The following is a 21,097-nucleotide window of genomic DNA, read 5'->3' as shown; positions in this document are numbered from 1 at the left end:
CCGCTGCGCTGCGCCCGAATCCCCTGTAGGAGCCGTCGCCATGGACATCGAACGATGTATCCGCAAATTCGCGTACCAGATCCAGGAAACCCAAGGGCGGCCGACCATCTCATCCGGGTGGAAGCACAGGCGGGCAGACCCGTGCTGTGGGCCGGCCCCTGCCGCATGACCACGCCAAGTTGGGCCAGGCCAAAGACTGAACGCAAGATCGAGGAGCGGATATGCACGGGAATTTTTCATTGACCAGGCTGGATACCTGCCTGCGTGAATGGCCATTGGGCTCCCCACTCGAGCCCCGTGCCCTGGCACGGCTCATGGAGCGACTGGTTGGCCAGGGCCTCGACCGGCTACCGCTGCCCGGCCAGGGCCAGACCCTGCTGCGCTGGCAGGCCCTGGCCCGGGTGGCGGCCTGCGACCTGAGCCTGTGCAAGCTCTATGAAGGCCATACCGATGCCCTGGCGATCATGCGGTACTGGTCGGCGCCACTGCCTCCCGCAGACAGTACCTGGGGCATGTGGGCCGCCGAACCACCCCAGGCCAGGGTCATCCTGCACGCTACCCGGCATGCCGGCGCTGTGCGCCTGCAGGGGCTCAAGGCCTGGTGCTCCGGCGCCTCGCTCTTGAGCCACGGCCTGTTGACCGCCTGGGATGCCGAGGACCGCCAGTACCTGGTGGCCGTCGCACTGGACCAGACCGGCGTGCAAGTCACGGGCAATGGTTGGCAGGCCGTCGGCATGGCCGCCAGTCAAAGCGTCGAGGTGGTGCTGGACGGTGCCCATGGGCAATTGGTCGGCCCGGCGCACGGTTACCTGCAACGGCCCGGGTTTTGGCAGGGCGGCGCGGGTATCGCCGCCTGCTGGCACGGCGCGGCGCAAGCCATCGGCCAGGCCCTGCGCAGGCATTGCACCGAACGTCCCGAGCCCCATGCCCTGGCTCACCTGGGCGCCGTGGACTGCGCATTGCAAGCCAGCGCCAACCTGGTGCGCAGCACTGCACGCTGGATCGACCAGCATCCAACGGCCGCGGCCGAGGTGCCTGCACGCCGTCTGCGCGCCGCCTGCGAGGCCAGTGCCACGCAAGTGCTGGAACACGTCGGCCGGGCCCTGGGGGCCACGCCCTACTGCCGCGATGCACACCTGGCCCGGCTGTTCGCCGACCTGCCGGTGTATTTGCGCCAAAGCCATGCCGAGCGCGATCTCGCCGTCCTCGGTGGCCTGGTGGCCGCGGACCCGGAAGGAGACTGGTTGCCATGAACGCCAATCCGATCATCGGCAAAGGCACGCCGCCCGAGGCCTGGAACGCTTCAAGCCGGCTCGCCGCACTCGGGACGGTGACACCGCAACAGTTGGTGCCGGACGGAGCGCGCGCGGTGATCGTCTCGCCCCACCCCGACGACGAAATCCTCGCCTGTGCCGGCTTGCTCCAACAGCTGGCCCGAATGCAGCGCCAACTCGTGCTGGTCTCGGTCACCGATGGCTGTGCCAGCCATCCCGGCTCGCGCTACTGGACGCCGCGCCGCCTGGCGCAGGTGCGTCCCCGGGAAAGCGCTGTGGCCCTGGCGCGCCTGGGCCTGGCGCCGGAGCACATGACCTGGTTGCGCGCTGGTTTGCCGGACACCGCCGTGGCCCGCCACGAGCGAAGCTTGCAGGCTTTTCTGCAACGCTGCCTGCAACCTGGCGATGTGCTCTTCACTACCTGGCACCAGGACGGCCACAGCGATCACGAAGCCTGCGGTCGTGCCTGCCTGGCAGCGGCCCGAGAGGTGGATGTCCGGGTCCATGAAATACCGGTCTGGGCCTGGCACTGGGCCCTACCGGAAGATCCGCGCTTGCCCTGGCACCGGGCACGCAAGCTGTTGCTGGATGCCCCGACCCTGGCCCGCAAGCGCCACGCGGTACATGCCTTCACCAGCCAGATCAGCCCCGACCCGCTGAACGGAAACGCCCCGGTCCTGGGCCCATTGACCCTGGAGCGCCTGCTGCGGGATTTCGAGGTGATATTCCTATGAGCGTCACCGACGACTATTTCGACCACTTGTTCGATGGCAACCCCGACCCTTGGGCCATGCGCTCTCGCTGGTATGAACAGCGCAAGCGCGACCTGACCCTTGCCGCCCTGCCTCGACCCCACTATCGCCGGGGCCTGGAAGCCGGTTGCGCCAACGGCGAGCTGGCCCTGCGCCTGGCCGAGCGCTGCGACCGCTTGTTGTGCTGCGATACCTCGTCGCTGGCGGTACACGAGGCTCGCCAACGCTTGCAGCATCTGGACCAGGCCGAGGTACGCCAGGCACGCCTGCCCCGGCAATGGCCGGACGGGAGCTTCGACCTGATCGTCATCAGCGAACTGGGCTACTACCTCGACCTGCAAGACCTGCAACGCCTGATTGCCCAGGCCCGTGACTCACTGGCCACGGACGGCACGCTGCTGGCCTGCCACTGGCGTCACCCCATCACCGAATGCCCGCTGGACGGCGACCGGGTGCACCGGCAACTGGCCGCGCAACTGCAATTGCCCAGCTTGCTGCGCCATGTGGAGGCCGACTTCGTCCTTGAGGTATGGGGCACTCGTGCCACCTCGGTGGCCCAGCGCGAGGGCCTGGCATGATCGGGGTAGTGATCCCCGCCCACAACGAGCAAGCCTTGCTCGCCCAGTGCATCCAGGCCGTAGAGCAGGCTGCCCGGCATCCGCACCTGGACAGGGAACAGGTGCGGATCCTGGTGGTGCTCGATGCCTGCGACGACGACAGCGAAGCGCTCGTGGCGGCGGCTGGCATCCAGGGACTGAAGGTCGACGCACGCAATGTCGGTTATGCCCGGGCGGTGGGCAGCGACTACTTGATCGCCCAGGGTGCACGCTGGATCGCCTGCACCGACGCCGACAGCGAGGTCGCCACGGATTGGCTGGTGGCCCAGCTGTCCCTGGGAGCGCAGATGGTCTGCGGTACGGTGCAGGTCCGCGATTGGGGCGAGCTGCACGAGGGCGTCCGCCAGCGCTATGCCCAGGCCTATACCCAGGCCGATGGCCATCGGCATATCCACGGCGCCAACCTGGGTTTCTGCAGCGCGACCTATTTGCGTTCCGGCGGTTTCCTGCCGGTGTCGGCCCATGAAGATGTGCAACTGGTACGCACTTTCGAGCGCCTGGGTGCGCGTATCTGCTGGAGCCAGTTGCCCCGGGTGACTACCAGCGCCCGCCTGCTGGGCCGCGCCAGCGGCGGGTTCGCCGATTACCTGCGCCAGCTGGCGCTGGAGCAATAGACGAGCACCGCACCGCTGGCGGACCAGTCGTCCCCTGCTCCCGGCAATAATTTGAACGGTGCCTGAGGCCTCCCCGTCGGAACAGTGAAGAGCTGCAGCGCCGCCGGCCGTACCGGTTGCAAGGCGTCGCCGGCCCTGTTCCCCAGGAGGATCTGTCATGAAAGCCGTTGTATTTCATAGCGTGGGCGATATCCGCCTCGACGACGTCGCCGAACCCACCTTGCTGGCTCCCACCGACGCCATCATCCGCGTGACCGCCTCGGCGATCTGCGGTACCGACCTGCATTTTGTCCGTGGCACGGTGGCGCCGATGAAGCCCGGCACCATCCTTGGCCACGAAGCCGTGGGCATCGTCGAACAGCTGGGCACCGATGTGCGTAACCTGCAAGTGGGCGACCGAGTGGTGGTGCCCTCCACCATCGCCTGTGGCAACTGCGCCTATTGCCGGGCCGGATATTACGCCCAATGCGACGACGTCAATCCCCATGGCAAGGAAGCCGGCACTGCGTTCTACGGCGGCCCCGAGAGCACCGGGCCGTTCCATGGCCTGCAGGCGGAAAAGGCGCGGATTCCCTTCGCCCATATCGGCCTGGTGAAGCTGCCGGACCAGATCAGCGACGACCAGGCGATCCTGCTCTCGGATATCTTCCCCACCGGTTACTTCGGCGCACGGCTGGCCGAGGTCAGCCACGGCGACACCGTGGCGGTGTTCGGCTGTGGCCCGGTGGGCCAGTTCGCCATCGCCAGCGCCAGGCTGCTGGGCGCCGCCCGGGTGTTCGCCATCGACCACCATCCGGACCGCTTGCAAATGGCTCGCCGGCAAGGCGCCGAGACCATCGACTTCGACCAGGAAGACCCGGTGGCCACCCTCAAGCGGCTGACCGCCGGCATCGGTGTGGACCGGGCCATCGATGCGGTGGGGGTAGACGCCGAGCATGCGTGCCATGGCGATGACGGCCAGCCAGCGCGCAGCGGTCAATGGCAACCTGGCAACGCTCCGGACCAGGCCCTGCAGTGGGCCGTCGAAGGCCTGGCCAAAGCCGGCACGCTGTCGATCATCGGCGTCTATCCGCAGCAGGCGCGCAGCTTTCCCATCGGCCTCTCGATGAACAAGAACCTGACCATCAACATGGGCAACTGCCACCACCGCCAGTACATTCCGACGCTGATCGACATGGTGCTGAACCAGCGCATCGATCCAGCGAGCATCCTGACCCAGACCCGGCCGATGGACGACGCCATCGCAGCCTTCGAGGCCTTCGACCGGCGTGAGCCTGGCTGGATCAAGGTGCAATTGCGCCCACAGCCCGAGCATTGAGCGGCATGAGACACGCAGCATGAGCAGCAAGATCCATGTCGGCATTTCCGGCTGGCGCTATGCTCCCTGGCGCGGTGATTTCTACCCCAGGGGATTGGCCCAGAAAGATGAACTGGCCTTCGCCTCGCGAGCGGTGGGCAGCATCGAGATCAATGGCTCGTTCTATGCCCTGCAGACGCCCGAGCGCTATGCCGGTTGGGCCGCACAGGTGCCCGAGGCGTTCGTCTTCAGTGTCAAGGCGCCGCGCTTCATCACCCATGTCCGGCGCCTGCGGGACATCCACGAGCCACTGGCGAACTTCTTCGCCTCGGGGCTGTTCCAGCTGGGTCGCAAGCTGGGGCCGATCCTCTGGCAGTTCCCGCCGAGCTTCAGTTTCGATCCGCCCCTGTTCGAGCAATTCCTCGCCCAACTGCCGCACCAGGGCGGTATGGCCCGGCAACTGGCCCGGGACTGCAACGAACGCCTGCGGCGCGAGGGCCACCTGGACATTCCCGCCGACGCAGCGCTGCGCCATTGCGTGGAGATCCGCAACGCCAGTTTCCTGGAGCCGGCCTTCGTGGCGCTGCTGCGCCGATATAACGTCGCATTGGTGGTGGCCGACACCGCCGGCAAGTGGCCCTGGATCGAGGAGTTATGCGCCGACTTCGTCTATGTGCGCCTGCACGGCGACCAGCAAATCTACAGCAGCGGCTATAGCGACCAGGCCCTGGAACGCTGGGGCCGGCGCATCGAGCTATGGCGCCGGGGCCGGCAACCGGCCGATGCCCGGCGCATTCCCGGATTCCAGGACCTGGAGCGCGACCGAGGCGGCGCACGGGACGTCTATTGCTACTTCGACAACGATATCAAGGTCCGCGCGCCCTACGACGCTCGCCAACTGCTGGAACGCCTCGGCCTGGCCGATACCCTGGCCGTAGAGCCCGGGTATCTGCCCGAGGGCGACTGGCAATGAACGGCATGTCCCTGCCCAAGCCGGAGCAGGCACCGGCTGTGGCTTCGCTCAAGGTGCTGACGGTGAATATCCACAAGGGCTTCACCTTCCTCAACCGGCGCTTCATCCTGCCCGAACTGCGCGACGCGGTGCGCAGTACCGGCACTGACCTGGTGTTCCTGCAGGAGGTGCTGGGCGATCACAGCCACCACGCCAAGCGCTTTGACAACTGGCCCCAGCAACCCCACTACGAATTCCTTGCCGACAGCATGTGGCACGAATTCGCCTACGGGCGCAACGCGGTGTACCCCGAGGGCGAGCATGGCAACGCCCTGTTGTCCAAGTACCCGATCCTGGGCCACCGCAACCTGGACGTTTCGCAACAGGGCGACGAACAGCGCGGGCTGTTGCATTCGGTACTGGCCGTGCCGGGGCGCGAGGTGCACGCGATCTGCGTGCACCTGGGCCTGCGCGAAACTCATCGGCAGTTGCAGTTGGGCCTGCTGTGCGAACTGGTAGCGAGCCTGCCGCCACAGGCCACGGTGATAGTCGCCGGCGACTTCAATGACTGGCGCCTGCGGGCCGATGCACTCTTGGCCGAACAGGGACTTCACGAAGCCTTCGTCCGTCATGGCGGACGTCCGGCCCGCAGTTTTCCCGCGCGCTGGCCCCTGCTGCGCCTGGACCGCATCTACGTGCGCAACGCTCGCACGTGCGGCCCCCGGGTGCTCTCCACCCGACCCTGGTCGCATCTCTCTGATCATGCACCGCTGTCCGTGGAGGTCTGTTTGTGAGCGGCACATGGCGCGATGGCAACCGCGTCGAGTTGCTGATCAACGGCGAGCAATTCTACCCACGGGTGCTGGCGGCCATCGCCGATGCCCGCCACGAGGTACTGCTGGAGACCTTCATCCTGTTCGAAGACAAGGTCGGCTGCGCGCTGCAGCAAGCCCTGATCGATGCAGCCCGGCGCATTCCCCGGGTGGAAATCACCGTCGACGGTTATGGTAGCGCCGACCTGGGCGCGGATTTCCTCGCGCAGATGGTCGACGCCGGGGTCCGGGTCCACCTGTTCGATCCGCATCCACGCTTGTTCGGCTGGCGCCCCCACCTGTTCCGCCGCCTGCATCGCAAGGTGCTGGTGATCGATGGCCAACGGGCGTTCATCGGCGGCTTGAACTTTTCTGCCGATCATCTGCGTGACTTCGGTCCGATGGCCAAGCAGGACTATGCCGTGGACGTACGCGGGCCGGTGGTCGCCGATATCCGCGCCGCTGCCCTGGGCACCCTGGCCCAGGTCACCCCCACCGGCCCTTCCCTGCCTGCGACGCCGCCTTGCGGGCCGACAAGCATCCGCCTGGCGATACGCGACAACCAGCGACACCGCGACGATATCCAGACCCAGTACCTGCAGGCGATCCGCGCTGCCCGCCAGCGCCTGGTCCTGGCCAATGCCTATTTCTTTCCTGGCTACCGCTTGATACGCGAGCTGCGCAATGCCGCACGCCGCGGCGTGGAGGTCAACCTGATCCTCCAGGGCCAGCCAGACCTGCCCTGGGCCCGGGGGTTCTCGCGGTTGCTGTACAACTATTTGTTGCGCGATGGCGTGGCCATCCATGAATACGTCCGCCGCCCCCTGCACGGCAAGGTGGCCCTGGCCGACCGCGACTGGGCCACGGTGGGCTCCAGCAATCTCGATCCCTTGAGCCTGTCGCTGAACCTGGAAGCCAACCTGATCATCCGCGACGTCGATTTCAACCAACGCCTGCATCGCCACCTGGAGCGGCTGATGACCCGCCACTGTCGCCAGGTCACCCCGCAGCGCTTGCTGCGCGGCCACTGGTGGCGCGGGCCGGTGATTCTCCTGTACTTCCACTTGCTGCGGCATTTCCCGGCCATCGCCGGCTGGCTGCCGGCCCACCGGCCGCGACTCGAATCGATACCGGGCCCGCCTGGACGCCAGTGCCAGCAGCCCCTGGAACGGGAGCACAGTTCATGAACGGCGGGCGCCATGGCTGGCTGGTACGCGCCCGGCGCCTGCTCAACCTGCTGTTCCTGGTGCTGGTGCCGGTACTGCTCTGGCGACTGGCCAGGAACCTGCAATGGCACGAGGTCAGCCAGGCCGTGGGCGCCTATAGCGCCACTACCCTGCTGCTGGCGCTGGGGGCCACAGTCCTGAGCTTTGCCTTGTACAGCAGCTACGACCTGCTCGCCGGACACTACGTACGCCACTCCTTGCCGACCCGCCAGGTACTGGCGCTGGGATTCGTGGTCTATGCCTTCAATCTCAACCTGAGCGCCTGGGTCGGTGCTATCGCCCTGCGCTACCGACTGTATTCGCGCCTGGGCCTGGAGGTGGGCACGATCACGCGGATCCTGAGCTTCAGCCTGGCCACCAACTGGCTGGGCTACCTGCTGCTGGCCGGCGTGCTGTTCGCCCTGGGGCTGGTGCGCTTGCCGGACCACTGGACCCTGGGCAGCAGCGGCCTGGGCCTGGTGGGTGGCGCGCTACTGGCGGTGGCCGCCGCCTACCTGCTGGCGTGCCGCTTCGCCAAGCGCCGGACCTGGCGCTGGCGCAACCAGTGCCTGGAACTGCCCGGCACGACCATGGCGCTCATCCAGGCCGCGCTGTCATCACTCAATTGGATGCTGCCGGCGCTGGTGGTGTGCCTGCTGTTGCCCGTCGGCGCCAGCTATCCCCAAGTGCTGGGGATCATGCTGATCAGCAGCATCGCCGGAATCATCACCCACATCCCGGCCGGCCTGGGTGTACTGGAAGCGGTGTTCATCACCCTGCTCCAGCCTCAACTGGGCAAGGCAGCGGTCCTGGCGGCCCTGCTGGGCTACCGGGCAATCTACCTGCTGCTGCCACTGGCCCTGGCAAGTATGGTCTACCTGGTGCTGGAACGACGGGCCAAGGCCCTGCGCCCGCAGCGGTAGCGCACCTGGTGAAAGTTGTAACTTGCATGGCCAGGCAACGCTTGATCGCAGCGGCTAACTAGTTGCTAAAAGCCATTAAAGCGCCATGGTCGCGAAAAATTGAAAATAGTTTTTTGATAAAACAACCGGCTCGCACCCATTGCACTAATTGGAATTGTCGAACATTCGAATTTACTTTGAATTCTTAGAGCCCCGCGGATATCGACTAGTTACATACAAGGAGATATTCATGAGCCAGGAAACCATCTACAGAATCCAATATCTGCTACATGGCCAACCCAGATTCTTTGTTATCAGGGCCAAGGCCATGGATAACGCCAAGGCTTGGCACTGGGCCAGTTGTGATGCTGGCATCGGAATTATTCCAAAGTCCGATCGCGACCCGGTGAAGAAAGTGTCTAAGCCACTGGCGGAAAAGTACGGAATCACCGCAGTCGAGTGGTCCCACTCGGCCCGTCTCTATTGGACAGCGGAGCGCCAGGAATGAAACGTGCAGCCACCAAGAATCTATCCACCACGGACTGGGACGCAGAGATAGCCCAGAACACCAAAATGTTCTACGAAGCCGATCGGCTGGACGATCTGGCCTACCAGATCATCGGCAGAGGCGTTTATGACAACCAGGTATGGGTGCGCTACTCCCAGGCCAAGAGCCAGGCGGATAGCAAGCGCCGTGAAGCCTTCGCCCAATGGTTGAGTATCAGGCGGGCCATGCAGCGCCGCTGAACGGCGGTCAGCTCCTGGGACTGATGCTCAAGCGTTCGCCGACCACCATTTCCGTGACCCAATCCACCAGGATCGTGGTGTAGGCCTCCTGGGAGGCCTCGCTGGAGAGCGCGTGATCGGCGCTGTCGATGATGCGATGAGTCAACGAATGGGTACGCTGGAAAGCCGCCCGATAACTCATGATGGTGGCGTGGGGCACATGTTCGTCGTGTTCGGATTCCACTAGCAGAACATCGCCACAAAACCTCGCGCACGCCTGCAGCGCCCGATTGCTCCGCGCGTCGATGGGGCTGGCCCGATAGCGCATGAGATCCTCGCGATCCAGGGCGCGCTTGGGCACCAGCCAGTCCCGATCGCGATAAATCGCCGGAACCCGGAGCGCCAGCCAGCGCACCCGGCGCAGCTGGCTGAGGATGGTGGCCAGGTAGCCGCCGTAGCTGGTGCCCACCACCGCCACGGCCGCCGGATCGACGGCCGGATGCGCCACCAGGTGGTCATAGGCGGCGAGCACGTCCTGCAAGCTGTCCTCGCGCGATACCTGGGCCTGGCGCCGGTTGGCCGCACCGTGGCCGCGCAGGTCGAAGGTCAGGCACAGGCAGCCCAAGCCTGCGATGCCCCGGGCCCGGTTCAGGTCGCGTTCCTGGCTCCCGCCCCAGCCGTGGACGAACAACACGCCGGGGACCCGAGCCTTGGGGCTGAGCAGGTTGCCCACCAATCGTTCCGCTTCGACATCGATCAGGATGTGTTCGCTGTTAACCGACATGGGCCTGCACCTGTGCATATTTGAGTAGAAAACCGCCCGCCTCGCCAGGACCGCGATACAACAGCACGGCACCTGGCGGTAGCAATTGTTCCTGGCAGGTCTCGCGGGTCCAGGCCTGGAGCCACTGCACTTGCGGCTGCTGGCGAAACACCTGCAGGGCGGCCAGTTCCGCACCCGTGGCCCCGCCCACGCGCCACGACTGCTCCAGCACCCCGAGCCGGGACCGGCCGTCGTGGTCCAGTCCGCATACCACGTCGTAGTTGCGCCGGGATGCGAAGAACCCCGGCAAGCAGGCCGTGGCCGCCGCGTCGTAGATCCGGGCATGCTCCACGGCCTGGCGCACTTGGGGATCCAGATCACGTTGCAGCAACTGGGCATAGCCCCCACGCGCCAGCCACAGCTCGGAACCGGCGTATACCGGCTCGCCCCGCTGGTTGGGACGCTGGTACTGGCGGCCGTGGTAGCTCATCAAGAGCCCATCGATCCATACCTGGCCCACGCTGTAGGTGCAGGTCTCATGCAGGTTCTCCTCCAGCACCAGGCCCTGGCGACAGGTAACCGGGTCCAGTTGTCCCAGCCAGTGCTCCAGGTCCTGTGCCGTGCGCAGCACCGCCTGCCCTGCTCCGCCGCTGGCCTGGACCTGCTTGACGCGCAATTCAGCCGGCCCCAGGTACTGGCGGGCGATACGCCGGGCATCGGCGATATCGAATACCGTCAGCCCCGGCAGCACTACCTGGCGCACCTGGCGGCAGAACTGCGGACTCCAGCCGACGGGCCGATAACTGGCGCGCCGAGGCAGCGGATGGGAAATCGCCTTGCTGGCCATGAAGGCCTGCTGCACATGCCCTCCCAGCAGGTCCTCGACGCCACTGACGCCCAGCTCACGCCGCTGTTCGCCGATCAGAGTACGCGTAGGTACCAGGTAAACGCCGATGCGCGACATGGGTTCCTGCCAGGCGCCGTCGAATGGCCAGTCGAGGATCTCAGCCAGCCAGCGGGCCAGGTTGAGGTTGGTCTGGCGCTCATGCAGGGCAGCACCGGCGTGACAATGGGCTACGACTCTGCGGCTAATGGAGCGTTCTGGCATCGTCCACTCTCCCGTTGAGGCATCGCGGTGGCTTGCCGTCGGCGCCGTGGTTTCATTTGTCCCGGGACTCGGGCTGGCTCATCTGCACCGAGGCCTTGGAGCGGTCCTTGTCCTTGTCCTTGTCCCCGCTATTTTCGAAACAGCCCTGCAGGGCCAGCAGACAAGCAAACAGCAGGGTTAGCCGGGACAGGCTCATCAAGTTCTTCATGGTGCACCTCGTACAATAAATGGGTACTCAATCAGTAGAAAAACCCACTGGGAACAAGTTCAAGATTCAACACTTCAATAGTGACCAAATAGTTATCCACCCATTCGAATACCCGCCACCCCATATGAATAGGTAGTTATTCAGATCGGATTTAGCAGTGTCGCTTACTTATAAGTAATCACTCACGCAGTGAACTAGCCAACGGCCAGCACTCAACCATTCATCGCCGGAAGAACAATGTTTTTCGATCAGGGGAATTTTCCCGGACTCACAGTTAATGCTCGCTCTATGGCGAGTGCTGATATTTCATCACCAAGAGGAAATCATCATGACGACTAAAGGCAATACCAACCCGGGCAACTTCGCCAACGATCGCGAAAAAGCATCCGAAGCCGGGAAAAAAGGCGGTCACGCTTCCGGCGGTAACTTTGCCAACGACCGTGAAAAGGCCTCCGAGGCCGGTAAGAAGGGTGGTCAGCACAGCGGCGGCGGACATGGCCGCGGCTGACACCTGAGGTGACTGCGCAAGGGCTACGGCCCTTGCGCCTTTCATTCCAGCGTTGCCGGGATGCTGACCCGGAACGTCGTCCCTTGCTCACGGGTAGATCGCACCTCGATTTGCCCACCATGCCCCTCCACGATCTGCGCGGCGATGAACAAGCCCAGGCCCAGCCCTGAAGAAACACCACGCTCGTAACGGCTGCCGCCGGCACTGAACAGCAGTGGCAGCGCCTCGGTGGCGATGGGCTCGCCGTAATTGTGCACCTCAACGCAGATGACGGCCGCGTCCCGCTCCAGACGCACCTCGATCGGCCGCCGGCTATCGCCGTGCAGCACGGCATTGCCCAGCAGGTTGGCCAATACCTGGCCCATGCGCCCGGGATCGAACAGGCCATTGAGCAATCCACGTTCCTTTAACACGATCTGCACCTGCGGATAGCAGGTGCGCACCTCATCGACGATCTGGGCACAGAGCACCGTCAAATCGATGCGCTCCTTGCGGATCTGAATACCTTCCCCCAGATTGCTCCGTGCCAGATCCAGCAGATCATCGACGATCCGGTTGGCTCGGCGAGCGCTGGCGCCGACCTGCAGCGCCAGTTTCTGCTGGCATCCTTCGGCTGCGGCGCGGGCCAGCAGGTCCGCGCCCATCAGCACCGCCCCCAACGGGGTTCGCAAGTCATGTCCGAGAATGCCCAGGAACAGCTGGCGGGTCTGCTCCAGTGTCGATTCGAAGGAGGCGATGGACTCGGTGAGCGCCTGATCGATGGCCTCGTTGAAACGCAGCATGTCGTCGGTGTGCGTAGCGCTGACTTCAAGCTCGTCGGACAGCCACAAGCGCAGGACGCTGGCCCTCAGAGCCCGGTACTCGGCAACCATCTGATTCAAGGTGAAGCCCGCCGACCAACGCGCGTGGGCATGATTGTGCGCCGCCGTATCGGCATCGGCGCTCGGACCGCGGCCCTGGGACTTCTCCAATTGCTGCACATCGCTCTGCGGGGTGTGCATGTCCTGGGCGATGCACCTGAGAATATTCTCCGCCTGGTTTCTCAGGCCCTGGGCATCCTGGGTCGGATAAGGGGTTTCGATGGATCTGGCGAACCTCTCCCATTCCAGCAGGATCGATTCGATGTGGATGAGAATGAAATTGGCGAGTCGCATGGATGCTCCTTGCTGCATCTCGAAGCCACGTTAGCCCGCTGCAACCGCCCCAGCGGTGTCCTCGATGACCACGGGTGCCGACGTTGATCGATACTGGCTGGCCCCTTCAGATTGCGCCAGCGCCATAAAGCATAGAAGCAATGACCGACAACCACGCAAAGGGTTCCAGCACACCGGCGGACTCAGTCCGGCGGCTCCCCATCCCAGGCTTTCGCCGCATCGGCGCGGGGATCGACTGGCGGGGGAGACATAGCCCGTCCAGGGCTAGGTGGTTTCGTCCAGGCGTCGCGACAGCTCGGCCAGGGTCCACTGCCCCGAGACCTGGGCCGGGGAGCGGACGCCTGGCGTGCCATCAGGGCGCGCCCACTGAGCACGCTCTGCGGCTGCGCCTGGAGAATGTCGTACTGCGCTTCGGCGCGGGCCTGGTCATCGGCGGACTTCACCAGCAGCCATTGTTCCTTCTTGCCTGCCAGGCGCGTACGGAACAGGTTCCACCAGCCACCGAGCTTCTCGCCTTGCAAGCGAAAGCGCAGCTTGCCCCGGGCATAACCCTCATGGGGGTCGCCCTCGGGAAACCAACTGCCACGATCCCAGACAATCACGTCGCCCGCACCATAGTGGCCTTCGGGGATATGCCCTTCGAAGCTGGCGTAATCCAGAGGGTGGTCCTCGACATGCACGGCCAGGCGCCGGACTCCGGGATCCAGCGAAGGCCCCTTGGGAATGGCCCAGCTTTTCAGGGTGCCGTCCAGTTCCAGGCGAAAGTCGTAGTGCAGGTGGCTGGCATCGTGTTTTTGCACGCAAAACTGCAGCGCCCGCGCCGGCCTGCCACGGGGCCGACGGCCCACTGGCTCGGGGGTGGCCTGCAAGTCACGTTTATTGCGGTATTGCGATAGCGGTCTGGCCATGGCGCTGCTCCACGTACGGCTTGCCCGGCGGCCGACAAGGCCAGGGCCCTGTAACGGTGGAGACGGTCCTCTGGGAGAAGTTCAAGGCACTTGCCGGCTTCGCCTACCAGCGGTTACCACACGGTATGGTCCGGGCGTCGCCGCTAGGAAGCCCGGCATCGAGCTCCCTTGGTGGTTTGTCCAGCCTGGCCACCACACAGGCAGAAAGATTGCGCCGGCGGCGTCCCATGCAGGCGCCGCACTGGCCTGGCACTCACGCGCGCCGCCAGACCACCGGGAACCAGTCTTCACGCATGCGATCGCCGTCGTTCAGGTCGATGCCGGGAAACGGTGGAGAAGTACGCCCCGGGCGCTGGATATAGCGCACATCGTCGCCCATGAACCGGATAGAGAACGCCCGCCGACGGCCGCTCCCAGTATTGCCGGCAGCGCCATGCACGGTGCGAAAGTCGAAGACGATGGCGTCTCCCGGCTGCAGCTCCGGGGAGAGTATCGGGTACTGGCCGTTGTCCACGTCCGGCATGTCCATGAACAGGCTCTCGCCCGTGTCGTTGTCAGTGGCGCCATAGAAGTCCTGGTTACTGGCCCAGCTCTTGGGTCGTACCGGCTTGGGCCAGCGATGCGAGCCCAGGACCACACTCAAGGTGTTGCTGCGGGTCACCGGGTCCAGGGGAATCCAGTAGCTGGCCGTCTGCAAGCCGTCGACGCAGTAGTAAGGCAGGTCCTGGTGCCAGGGCGTGGGCTTTGAAGTGCCAGGCTCCTTGACCAGGATGTGGTCGTGGAAGACCTGCACCTGTTGCGACTCCATCAACTGCCCGGCGATGGCCGCCGCCGGCGAGTTCAGCACGAAGTCCTGGAACGCCGGGATACGCTGCCAGTTGCAGTAATCCTCGAAGAAGCGCCCGCCTTCGCCGCTGCCGACGTTCTCGATGGCAAAGGCGCTGGGTTCGGCCAGGTTCTGCTCGAAACCTTCACGCAAGCGCTCGATCCAGTCGCCAAAGACCCCACGCAGGACAATGGCGCCATTGCGTTGAAACTCTTCGATCTGCGGATTCATCAAGTCAACCTCTTGTTGTTCTAATGAATCCCAGTATTGAGGCGCTGAACTTTCTGCGTAAACGACAGATTACTTATTCATCAATATAGGCACTTTATATAGCCAACCGGTTGCCAGCCCTGGTGTTTGCCCGGTTAATAACCCTGCCTTCCCCCCCAGCCACTGCCGGACCAGGAACACCGGCCCCCGCATTTCATCATCGGCAGTTGACGTCCGAATAATAAGAACAACCAGGAGTGACTTGAGATGAGCGACAAGCAGCCTTCCATGCGGCGGGGCCTGAGCACCCGTCATATTCGTTTCATGGCCCTGGGTTCGGCCATCGGTACCGGGTTGTTCTACGGTTCCGCCGCCGCGATCCAACTGGCCGGGCCTTCGGTGCTGGTGGCCTACCTGATCGGCGGCGCGGCCATCTACATCATGATGCGCGCCCTGGGCGAAATGGCCGTGCACAATCCGGTGTCGGGGTCATTCGGCCACTACACCAGCCAATACCTGGGACGCTTCCCCGGTTTTCTCACCGGTTGGAGCTATGCCTTTTCAATGCTCGTGGTGTGCCTGGCCGATGTCACGGCCTTCGGTATCTACATGGGCTTCTGGTTTCCCGATACGCCACGCTGGATCTGGGTCCTGGGCATCGTGTTCTTCATCGCCGCACTGAACCTGTGCAGCGTCAAGGTCTTCGGCGAGATGGAGTTCTGGCTGTCCCTGCTCAAGGTCACCGCCATTATCTCGATGATTGTCGGCGGCATCGCGATCCTGCTCCTGGGCATCCAGCCCGGTGGCTCGGACCAGGTCCAGTCCGGCTTGAGCAACCTGTGGAGCCACGATGGTTTCTTCGCCAACGGTGCCAGCGGCCTGATCGCTTCGTTCACCGTGGTGATGTTCGCCTTCGGCGGGGTCGAAATGATCGGTGTCACCGCCGGCGAGGCCAGGGAACCACAGCGGGCGATCCCCAAGGCCGTGAACTCGGTGCCGCTGCGTATCCTGCTGTTCTATGTGCTGACCCTGTTCGTGCTGATGGCGATCTACCCCTGGTCGAAGATCGGCAGCGAGGGCAGCCCCTTCGTGCAGATCTTCAGCGCCCTGGGCATCGATTCGGCGGCGGCCTTGCTCAATGTCGTGGTGATCTCGGCGGCGATTTCGGCGATCAACAGCGACATCTTCGCCGCCGGACGCATGATGTATGGCATGTCTGGCAATGGCCAGGCGCCGGCGAGCTTCGCCAGGTTGTCGCGTTTCGGGGTGCCATGGATGACGGTCGCGGTCATGTGCGTAGCCTTGCTGATCGGGGTCCTGCTCAACTACCTGGTACCTGAGAACCTGTTCCTGATCCTGGTAGCCGTGGTGACCTTCTCCATCGTCTGGGTCTGGCTGATGATCCTGCTGTCGCAAGTCATGATGCGCCGGCGCCTGTCCCCTGCCGAGGTCGCCACCCTGGCCTTCCCGGTGCCGTTCTGGCCCGTGGGTCCGGCCCTGGGTATCGCCTTCATGCTGTTCATCTTCGGCGTGCTGGCCTGGTTCCCCGACACCCGCACCTCATTGTTCGTCGGGCTGGGCTGGCTGGCCCTCTTGTCCATCGGCTATTGGCTGTTCATCGCCCGGGACGCCAAGCAACCGGCTGCCGCCGACAAGCCGGCCCAGGCCGACGCAACGCCCTAGGGGGTGAACTGCGCAGTGGCCCAATCCAGGAACGCCTGGGCCACTGGCGAAGGTCGCATGGCGCTGGATTGGGCCAGTACTACCGGCTGCGGGCTGACGGCCTCGAGCAACGGGCGACAGGCCAGGGGTTGCCCGTCATAGCTGCGATCGCCCTGGGGCCGGGTACAGGACAATGCAACGCCGTAGCCGTGGGCCACCAGGCCGCGCTGCATCTCGAAGGTCTGGGTCAGTTGCAATGACGCCGGCTGCAGGTCGCAGGCCCAGAACAACGACAGGAAGTACTCCCGGGTCCTGGCGATGTCTTCCAGGATCAGGCACTCGGCGGCCAGGTCCACCAGCGACACCTGCTCCTGGGCGGCCAGGGGGTGATCCACTGGCAACAGGGCGTAGGGCATCAGGCGCTCCAGCACCCGGGCCTGGATGCTCGGGCTCAGGCCCATTCCATAGGTCAGGGCCAGCTCTGCCTGCCCTTCCAGCAAGCGTCGATTGACGCCCGCCAGGTCGCTCTCGAACAGGGTGATCGAGACATCAGGGTGACGCTGGCGAAAGCCCGCCAGCAGGCGTGGGGCGAAGTACGGCCCCAAGTCCTGGAAACACACCAGGCTCAAGGTTCCGCGTAACTGGGCCTGGCAATCATCGGCGCCCACCATGATGGCGGCCCTGGCGAGAATCTCCCGGGCCTGCTCCAGCAACTTGCGCCCTGCCGGACTCAACTCCAGGCCCCGGCTGACCTGGCGATGAAAGAGCTTTTCGCCCAGTGCCGTCTCCAGTTGCGCGATCGCCAGGGACACCGAGGGCTGGGAGATGTGCATGGCCCTGGCAGCGGCGCTGACGCTGCCCTGCTCTGCGGCAGCGACAAAGTACTCGAGCTGGCGAAAAGTGAACCCGATCATCGGCCTGGCTTCCTGATTATTGTTTGCGCCGATGATACAGCGGCCCCGGCATCCATCGGCAACGCGCCCTCCTCCCCGCCCATCCATGTCCAAAGTACACAGCGCTGGCGTTGATTCGTGACTTCAAGTCAAAGGACTTTGGTGCGCCGACGGCTTAATCCGCCACCGGGCGATGGCCATACTACGCCCCATCCAAGCGATCGCTGAGCCGCGGGCCATAAGCTGCGCAGCCAACGCACCGATCATCGTACGCATCAACCACCAGGAGCAGATCCATGAGTATTCCATCCTTTGGCCTCGGTACCTTCCGCCTGACCGGCCAGGCTGTCATCGATTCGGTGAAGTCCGCGTTGGCCCTGGGCTATCGCGTGATCGATACCGCGCAGATCTACGGTAACGAAGCCGATGTCGGCCAGGCGATCGCCGAAAGCGGCGTAGCCCGCAGCGAACTGTTCATCACCACCAAGATCTGGGTCGACAACTACGCCGCCGACAAGCTGGTTGCCAGCCTGCGCGACAGCCTGGCCAAGCTGCGTACCGACTATGTCGATCTGCTGCTGATCCATTGGCCGGCCCCAGGCAATGGCATCGAACTGGCCGAATACATGGAGGCCCTGCTCGAAGCCAAGAAGTTGGGCCTGACCCGCCAGATCGGTGTTTCCAACTTCAACATCGAACTGACCAAGCAAGCCATCGCCGTGGTCGGTAAAGAGCAGATCGCTACCAACCAGATCGAGCTCAGCCCCTACCTGCAAGGCAGCAAGCTCACTGCGTTCCTCAAGGAACAAGGGATCAGCGTCACCTCCTACATGACCCTGGCCTACGGCAAGGTACTCAAGGACCCGGTGCTGGCCGAGATCGCCGCCAAGCACAAGGCCACCGTGGCCCAAGTCGCCCTGGCCTGGGCCATGCAACTGGGCTACGCGGTGATCCCGTCGTCCACCAAGCCGGAGAACCTGGCCAGCAACCTGCTCGCCCGCAGCCTGCGCCTGGACGAGCAAGACATGGCGCGTATCGCCACCCTTGAACGCAATGGCCGCGAAGTCAGCCCTGACGGCCTGGCGCCAATCTGGGACTGATGCCATGACCACGCCCCTCGAACGCCTGACCGCCGGTGGTTTCAGCATCGGCCTGGAAGCACCGCTGGACCATGACTGGACCCCGGCCGGCGACCAGGCCCGGCGCCAAGCTGGCCGCCTGCCCGGCGAACCCGACCTCAAGCAGCATGCCTACCTGGCGCAACTGGCTGACCGCCTGGGCTTTCGCGCCCTGTGGATCCGCGACGTGCCGCTGTACGACCCGTCGTTCGGCGATGCTGCCCAGGTGTTCGAGGTGTTTTCCTACCTCGGCTACCTGGCCGGGGTCACCCGCGACATCCTGCTGGGTACTGCTGCCGTGGTCTTGCCGATCCGCGAGCCGTTGCTGACCCTGAAGTCGGCCAGCAGCCTGCAACGCCTGAGCGGCAATCGCCTGCTGCTGGGCGTGGCCAGCGGTGACCGGCCGGTGGAGTACCCACTGTTCGGGCGGGATTTCGAGGGGCGCGGCCATCACTTCCGCGAGCAGGTCGCCCTGCTCAAGGACGGCGCCAACGGCCACCTGCCCGAGGGCATGGCCGTGCTGCCAGCCAGTACCTCGCCCCTGCCCTTGCTGGTGGCGGGCCTGGCCCAGCAAAGCCCGGCCTGGATCGGCAACCACATGGATGGCTGCCTGGCCTACCCAGGCACCCCCGACGACCACCAGCGGCGCGTTGCCGACTGGCGCTCGGTGGCGGGCAACAAGCCCTACAGCAGCTTCATCCACCTGGACCTGGCCGAGCGTGCCGACGAACCCATGCGCCGCTGGCGCTTCGGTTTTCGTGGTGGTCGCAACGCGCTGATCGCCGAGCTCAATGCCCTGCGAGCAGCCGGTGTCGACCATGTCGGCCTGCATCTGCGACGCAACGTGCGACCACTGGACGAAACCCTGCGGGAGATCGCCGAGTACGTACTGCCACAATTTCATGCCACTGCTGCGACTGCATCACACCCACAACCGGAGGCCATTTCATGAGCAGTTCCCCCCAGATACCGGCCTTCGCGGGCCGCAGCTTCCAGGTCGCCTACGACGGCCTGGTGGCCCATAACATCTATGCAAGCGATGGCCTGAGCATTCGCTACGCCATTGTCTCCGGCCCCTACGCCGGTGCCAGCGGCGAAGCCGCGTGCCAATGGCGACAAATCGCCGATGGCGTCTACGTGATCTCCTGGCAAGAAGCCGACGGCGCCACCGTGGTACATGTCGACGACTTCGCCCGTGGCCATTCCCAGGCCTTCTTCACCGCCAGCGACCTGAGCTTCTATCGCATGGAGGGCCCCTTGACCGCCCTCTCCAGCCAGGAGTACGCGCAATGAAACCCGGACGCGTTCTCTTCGCCCTGGCCATCGGGGCCTTCGGCATCGGCACCACCGAATTCACCCCCATGGGCCTGTTGCCAGTGATCGCCGAAGGCGTCGGTGCGAGCATTCCCAGCGCCGGCATGCTGGTCACCGCCTACGCCATCGGCGTGATGGTCGGCGCACCGATCATGACCCTGTTGTTCAGCCGCTTCGGCAAGCGCGCGGCACTGATGATGCTGATGGGCATTTTCACCATCGGCAACCTGCTCTCGGCCCTGGCGCCGGACTACTACACCCTGCTGGCCTCGCGCCTGGTCACCAGCCTCAACCATGGCGCCTTCTTCGGCCTCGGTGCCGTGGTGGCAGCCAGCGTGGTCCCCAAGGAAAAACAGGCCAGTGCCGTGGCCACCATGTTCATGGGCCTGACCATTGCCAACATCGGCGGCGTGCCGGCGGCCACCTGGCTCGGCCAGCAGGTCGGCTGGCGCCTGGCCTTCGCCGGTACCGCGGTGCTGGGCCTGCTGGCCATCGCCGCGCTGTGGTACGCCTTGCCCAAGGGCGAGCGTGGCAGCGTGCCTCATGTCCGTCGTGAACTGGCAGTGATTGCCCGGCCCAACGTGCTGTTGGCCATGGCCACCACGGTGCTGGGCGCTGGCGCCATGTTCACTCTCTACACCTATGTCGCCCCGGTCCTGGCACAGCTGACCGGTGCCTCGGACAGCTTCGTCACCCTGGGCCTGGTGCTGATCGGGGTCGGCTTCACCCTGGGCAACAGCCTCGGCGGGCGCCTGGCCGATTGGTCGCTGGATGGTTCGGCGCGAATCTTCCTCGGCGTGCTGGCCGTGATCATGGTGCTGATGCCCCTGGTGCTGGGTAACCACATCACCGCGGCCCTGGCGCTGCTGGTGTGGGGCATGTTCACCTTCGCCGTGGTACCGCCACTGCAAATGCGCGTAATGATCGCCGCCGCCGAGGCCCCGGGCCTGGCCTCATCGATTAACGTGGGTGCCTTCAACCTGGGCAACGCAGTGGGCGCCGCCCTGGGCGGTGCAGTCATCAGCCAGGGCCTGGGTTACGCTGCGGTGCCCGTGGCCGGCGGCTTGCTGGCTGCCGCCGGGTTGTTGCTGGTATGGCTGGGCGGACGCCGCAAGGTCAGCGATGCCGCCGTCAGCGACGCGGCATAGCAACTGACCGGGGTGAAAACCCACTCCAGCCTCCGGGGGATGTGCTCCGGTCGACATGAGGCGCCCAAACCTCATGGGCGCCTCGAAGACAGAACCCGGGGATTGACTGCGCAATACCGCGAGATT

General features: G+C 64.7%; 22 protein-coding genes and 2 pseudogenes. 17 read left to right on the top strand and 7 right to left on the bottom strand.

Annotated features, from left to right (window positions below):
- Window positions 1-221: 221 nt before the first annotated feature.
- The 11 genes from I9018_RS15140 to I9018_RS15090 all read left to right on the top strand — a co-directional run bounded on the left by I9018_RS15140 (window position 222) and on the right by I9018_RS15090 (window position 9,172).
- On the top strand, window positions 222-1,253 hold the full coding sequence (locus tag I9018_RS15140) for an acyl-CoA dehydrogenase (RefSeq protein ID WP_241109972.1): 1,032 nt from the start codon (window positions 222-224) through the stop codon (window positions 1,251-1,253).
- The gene (locus I9018_RS15135) at window positions 1,250-2,008 is read left to right on the top strand and encodes a PIG-L family deacetylase (protein WP_241109971.1); all 759 of its coding nucleotides are present in this window, start codon (window positions 1,250-1,252) and stop codon (window positions 2,006-2,008) included. Before I9018_RS15140 ends, I9018_RS15135 begins: the two co-directional genes overlap by 4 nt.
- A complete protein-coding gene (locus I9018_RS15130) occupies window positions 2,005-2,604 on the top strand; it encodes a class I SAM-dependent methyltransferase (protein ID WP_053129685.1) in 600 nt (199 codons plus the stop codon). The genes I9018_RS15135 and I9018_RS15130 overlap by 4 nt, the downstream gene beginning before the upstream one ends.
- Window positions 2,601-3,257: a glycosyltransferase gene (locus I9018_RS15125; protein WP_241109970.1), complete on the top strand. Its 657-nt coding sequence runs from the start codon at window positions 2,601-2,603 to the stop codon at window positions 3,255-3,257. The genes I9018_RS15130 and I9018_RS15125 overlap by 4 nt, the downstream gene beginning before the upstream one ends.
- A gap of 157 nt (window positions 3,258-3,414) precedes the next feature.
- Window positions 3,415-4,575: a zinc-dependent alcohol dehydrogenase gene (locus I9018_RS15120; protein ID WP_241109969.1), complete on the top strand. Its 1,161-nt coding sequence runs from the start codon at window positions 3,415-3,417 to the stop codon at window positions 4,573-4,575.
- A 19-nt stretch (window positions 4,576-4,594) separates the two neighbouring features.
- Window positions 4,595-5,527, top strand: a complete 933-nt coding sequence (locus tag I9018_RS15115) for a DUF72 domain-containing protein (RefSeq protein WP_241109968.1) — start codon at window positions 4,595-4,597, stop codon at window positions 5,525-5,527.
- Complete coding sequence (locus tag I9018_RS15110) at window positions 5,524-6,300, top strand: endonuclease/exonuclease/phosphatase family protein (RefSeq protein WP_241109967.1); 777 nt, start codon at window positions 5,524-5,526, stop codon at window positions 6,298-6,300. The genes I9018_RS15115 and I9018_RS15110 overlap by 4 nt, the downstream gene beginning before the upstream one ends.
- Window positions 6,297-7,505, top strand: a complete 1,209-nt coding sequence (gene clsB / locus I9018_RS15105; protein ID WP_241109966.1) for a cardiolipin synthase ClsB — start codon at window positions 6,297-6,299, stop codon at window positions 7,503-7,505. Before I9018_RS15110 ends, clsB begins: the two co-directional genes overlap by 4 nt.
- On the top strand, window positions 7,502-8,446 hold the full coding sequence (locus I9018_RS15100) for a lysylphosphatidylglycerol synthase domain-containing protein (protein WP_241109965.1): 945 nt from the start codon (window positions 7,502-7,504) through the stop codon (window positions 8,444-8,446). The genes clsB and I9018_RS15100 overlap by 4 nt, the downstream gene beginning before the upstream one ends.
- Window positions 8,447-8,675: 229 nt before the next feature.
- The gene (locus I9018_RS15095) at window positions 8,676-8,933 is read left to right on the top strand and encodes a DUF6555 family protein (protein ID WP_241109964.1); all 258 of its coding nucleotides are present in this window, start codon (window positions 8,676-8,678) and stop codon (window positions 8,931-8,933) included.
- Complete coding sequence (locus I9018_RS15090) at window positions 8,930-9,172, top strand: hypothetical protein (RefSeq protein WP_241109963.1); 243 nt, start codon at window positions 8,930-8,932, stop codon at window positions 9,170-9,172. The genes I9018_RS15095 and I9018_RS15090 overlap by 4 nt, the downstream gene beginning before the upstream one ends.
- A gap of 7 nt (window positions 9,173-9,179) precedes the next feature.
- On the opposite strand, the gene I9018_RS15085 is transcribed toward I9018_RS15090, so the two are convergent.
- The 3 genes from I9018_RS15085 to I9018_RS15075 are packed head-to-tail and all read right to left on the bottom strand — an operon-like array spanning window position 9,180 to window position 11,230.
- On the bottom strand, window positions 9,180-9,935 hold the full coding sequence (locus I9018_RS15085) for an alpha/beta hydrolase (protein WP_241109962.1): 756 nt from the start codon (window positions 9,933-9,935) through the stop codon (window positions 9,180-9,182).
- Window positions 9,925-11,022: a DUF3182 family protein gene (locus I9018_RS15080; RefSeq protein ID WP_241109961.1), complete on the bottom strand. Its 1,098-nt coding sequence runs from the start codon at window positions 11,020-11,022 to the stop codon at window positions 9,925-9,927. The genes I9018_RS15085 and I9018_RS15080 overlap by 11 nt, the downstream gene beginning before the upstream one ends.
- 52 nt (window positions 11,023-11,074) lie before the next feature.
- The gene (locus I9018_RS15075; protein WP_241109960.1) at window positions 11,075-11,230 is read right to left on the bottom strand and encodes a hypothetical protein; all 156 of its coding nucleotides are present in this window, start codon (window positions 11,228-11,230) and stop codon (window positions 11,075-11,077) included.
- A 349-nt stretch (window positions 11,231-11,579) separates the two neighbouring features.
- On the opposite strand from I9018_RS15075, the pseudogene I9018_RS15070 reads away from it, so the two are divergent.
- Window positions 11,580-11,738: pseudogene (locus I9018_RS15070) on the top strand (general stress protein); the annotation flags it as partial.
- 41 nt (window positions 11,739-11,779) lie between these two features.
- Here the strand turns inward: I9018_RS15070 and I9018_RS15065 are convergent.
- From I9018_RS15065 to I9018_RS15055, 3 genes and pseudogenes are all read right to left on the bottom strand, one after another.
- Complete coding sequence (locus I9018_RS15065) at window positions 11,780-12,892, bottom strand: HAMP domain-containing sensor histidine kinase (protein WP_241109959.1); 1,113 nt, start codon at window positions 12,890-12,892, stop codon at window positions 11,780-11,782.
- A 326-nt stretch (window positions 12,893-13,218) separates the two neighbouring features.
- Window positions 13,219-13,800: pseudogene (locus I9018_RS15060) on the bottom strand (DNA polymerase ligase N-terminal domain-containing protein); the annotation flags it as partial.
- A 253-nt stretch (window positions 13,801-14,053) separates the two neighbouring features.
- Complete coding sequence (locus tag I9018_RS15055; protein WP_241109958.1) at window positions 14,054-14,857, bottom strand: phytanoyl-CoA dioxygenase family protein; 804 nt, start codon at window positions 14,855-14,857, stop codon at window positions 14,054-14,056.
- Between the two features lie 246 nt (window positions 14,858-15,103).
- Here I9018_RS15055 and I9018_RS15050 point away from each other — a divergent pair, with 246 nt between their 5' ends.
- Window positions 15,104-16,519: an amino acid permease gene (locus I9018_RS15050; RefSeq protein WP_241109957.1), complete on the top strand. Its 1,416-nt coding sequence runs from the start codon at window positions 15,104-15,106 to the stop codon at window positions 16,517-16,519.
- Here I9018_RS15050 and I9018_RS15045 read toward each other — a convergent pair.
- Window positions 16,516-17,412, bottom strand: coding sequence for a LysR family transcriptional regulator (locus I9018_RS15045; RefSeq protein ID WP_241109956.1), 897 nt, complete (start codon window positions 17,410-17,412; stop codon window positions 16,516-16,518). The two genes, I9018_RS15050 and I9018_RS15045, sit on opposite strands and share 4 nt — an antisense overlap.
- A 275-nt stretch (window positions 17,413-17,687) precedes the next feature.
- Here I9018_RS15045 and dkgB point away from each other — a divergent pair, with 275 nt between their 5' ends.
- Genes dkgB through I9018_RS15025 form a run of 4 tightly spaced genes read left to right on the top strand, consistent with a single transcriptional unit; the run spans window position 17,688 to window position 20,971 of the window.
- Window positions 17,688-18,491: a 2,5-didehydrogluconate reductase DkgB gene (gene dkgB, locus I9018_RS15040; protein ID WP_053129602.1), complete on the top strand. Its 804-nt coding sequence runs from the start codon at window positions 17,688-17,690 to the stop codon at window positions 18,489-18,491.
- A 4-nt stretch (window positions 18,492-18,495) separates the two neighbouring features.
- Entirely contained in the window at window positions 18,496-19,461 is a 966-nt protein-coding gene (locus I9018_RS15035) for a TIGR03571 family LLM class oxidoreductase (protein WP_241109955.1), read from the top strand.
- Window positions 19,458-19,802, top strand: coding sequence for an adenylate cyclase (locus I9018_RS15030; protein WP_124346819.1), 345 nt, complete (start codon window positions 19,458-19,460; stop codon window positions 19,800-19,802). The genes I9018_RS15035 and I9018_RS15030 overlap by 4 nt, the downstream gene beginning before the upstream one ends.
- Window positions 19,799-20,971 (top strand): MFS transporter, encoded by a 1,173-nt coding sequence (locus I9018_RS15025; RefSeq protein WP_068576153.1) that lies wholly within the window; start codon window positions 19,799-19,801, stop codon window positions 20,969-20,971. Before I9018_RS15030 ends, I9018_RS15025 begins: the two co-directional genes overlap by 4 nt.
- Window positions 20,972-21,097: the final 126 nt, after the last annotated feature.

This window comes from Pseudomonas sp. MPFS (genome assembly GCF_022537035.1).
Taxonomy (GTDB): domain Bacteria; phylum Pseudomonadota; class Gammaproteobacteria; order Pseudomonadales; family Pseudomonadaceae; genus Aquipseudomonas; species Aquipseudomonas sessilinigenes.
Note: the sequence above shows the minus strand (reverse complement) of the source record. Positions and strands in the feature narration are given on the sequence as shown.

Bases quoted from the DNA above. Each gene is read 5' to 3' on its own strand.
- I9018_RS15140 (WP_241109972.1), top strand. From the start codon at position 222: ATGCACGGGAATTTTTCATTGACCAGGCTGGATACCTGCCTGCGTGAA.
- I9018_RS15135 (WP_241109971.1), top strand. From the start codon at position 1,250: ATGAACGCCAATCCGATCATCGGCAAAGGCACGCCGCCCGAGGCCTGG.
- I9018_RS15130 (WP_053129685.1), top strand. From the start codon at position 2,005: ATGAGCGTCACCGACGACTATTTCGACCACTTGTTCGATGGCAACCCC.
- I9018_RS15125 (WP_241109970.1), top strand. From the start codon at position 2,601: ATGATCGGGGTAGTGATCCCCGCCCACAACGAGCAAGCCTTGCTCGCC.
- I9018_RS15120 (WP_241109969.1), top strand. From the start codon at position 3,415: ATGAAAGCCGTTGTATTTCATAGCGTGGGCGATATCCGCCTCGACGAC.
- I9018_RS15115 (WP_241109968.1), top strand. From the start codon at position 4,595: ATGAGCAGCAAGATCCATGTCGGCATTTCCGGCTGGCGCTATGCTCCC.
- I9018_RS15110 (WP_241109967.1), top strand. From the start codon at position 5,524: ATGAACGGCATGTCCCTGCCCAAGCCGGAGCAGGCACCGGCTGTGGCT.
- I9018_RS15100 (WP_241109965.1), top strand. From the start codon at position 7,502: ATGAACGGCGGGCGCCATGGCTGGCTGGTACGCGCCCGGCGCCTGCTC.
- I9018_RS15095 (WP_241109964.1), top strand. From the start codon at position 8,676: ATGAGCCAGGAAACCATCTACAGAATCCAATATCTGCTACATGGCCAA.
- I9018_RS15090 (WP_241109963.1), top strand. From the start codon at position 8,930: ATGAAACGTGCAGCCACCAAGAATCTATCCACCACGGACTGGGACGCA.
- I9018_RS15085 (WP_241109962.1), bottom strand. From the start codon at position 9,935: ATGTCGGTTAACAGCGAACACATCCTGATCGATGTCGAAGCGGAACGA.
- I9018_RS15080 (WP_241109961.1), bottom strand. From the start codon at position 11,022: ATGCCAGAACGCTCCATTAGCCGCAGAGTCGTAGCCCATTGTCACGCC.
- I9018_RS15075 (WP_241109960.1), bottom strand. From the start codon at position 11,230: ATGAAGAACTTGATGAGCCTGTCCCGGCTAACCCTGCTGTTTGCTTGT.
- I9018_RS15065 (WP_241109959.1), bottom strand. From the start codon at position 12,892: ATGCGACTCGCCAATTTCATTCTCATCCACATCGAATCGATCCTGCTG.
- I9018_RS15055 (WP_241109958.1), bottom strand. From the start codon at position 14,857: ATGAATCCGCAGATCGAAGAGTTTCAACGCAATGGCGCCATTGTCCTG.
- I9018_RS15050 (WP_241109957.1), top strand. From the start codon at position 15,104: ATGAGCGACAAGCAGCCTTCCATGCGGCGGGGCCTGAGCACCCGTCAT.
- I9018_RS15045 (WP_241109956.1), bottom strand. From the start codon at position 17,412: ATGATCGGGTTCACTTTTCGCCAGCTCGAGTACTTTGTCGCTGCCGCA.
- dkgB (WP_053129602.1), top strand. From the start codon at position 17,688: ATGAGTATTCCATCCTTTGGCCTCGGTACCTTCCGCCTGACCGGCCAG.
- I9018_RS15035 (WP_241109955.1), top strand. From the start codon at position 18,496: ATGACCACGCCCCTCGAACGCCTGACCGCCGGTGGTTTCAGCATCGGC.
- I9018_RS15030 (WP_124346819.1), top strand. From the start codon at position 19,458: ATGAGCAGTTCCCCCCAGATACCGGCCTTCGCGGGCCGCAGCTTCCAG.
- I9018_RS15025 (WP_068576153.1), top strand. From the start codon at position 19,799: ATGAAACCCGGACGCGTTCTCTTCGCCCTGGCCATCGGGGCCTTCGGC.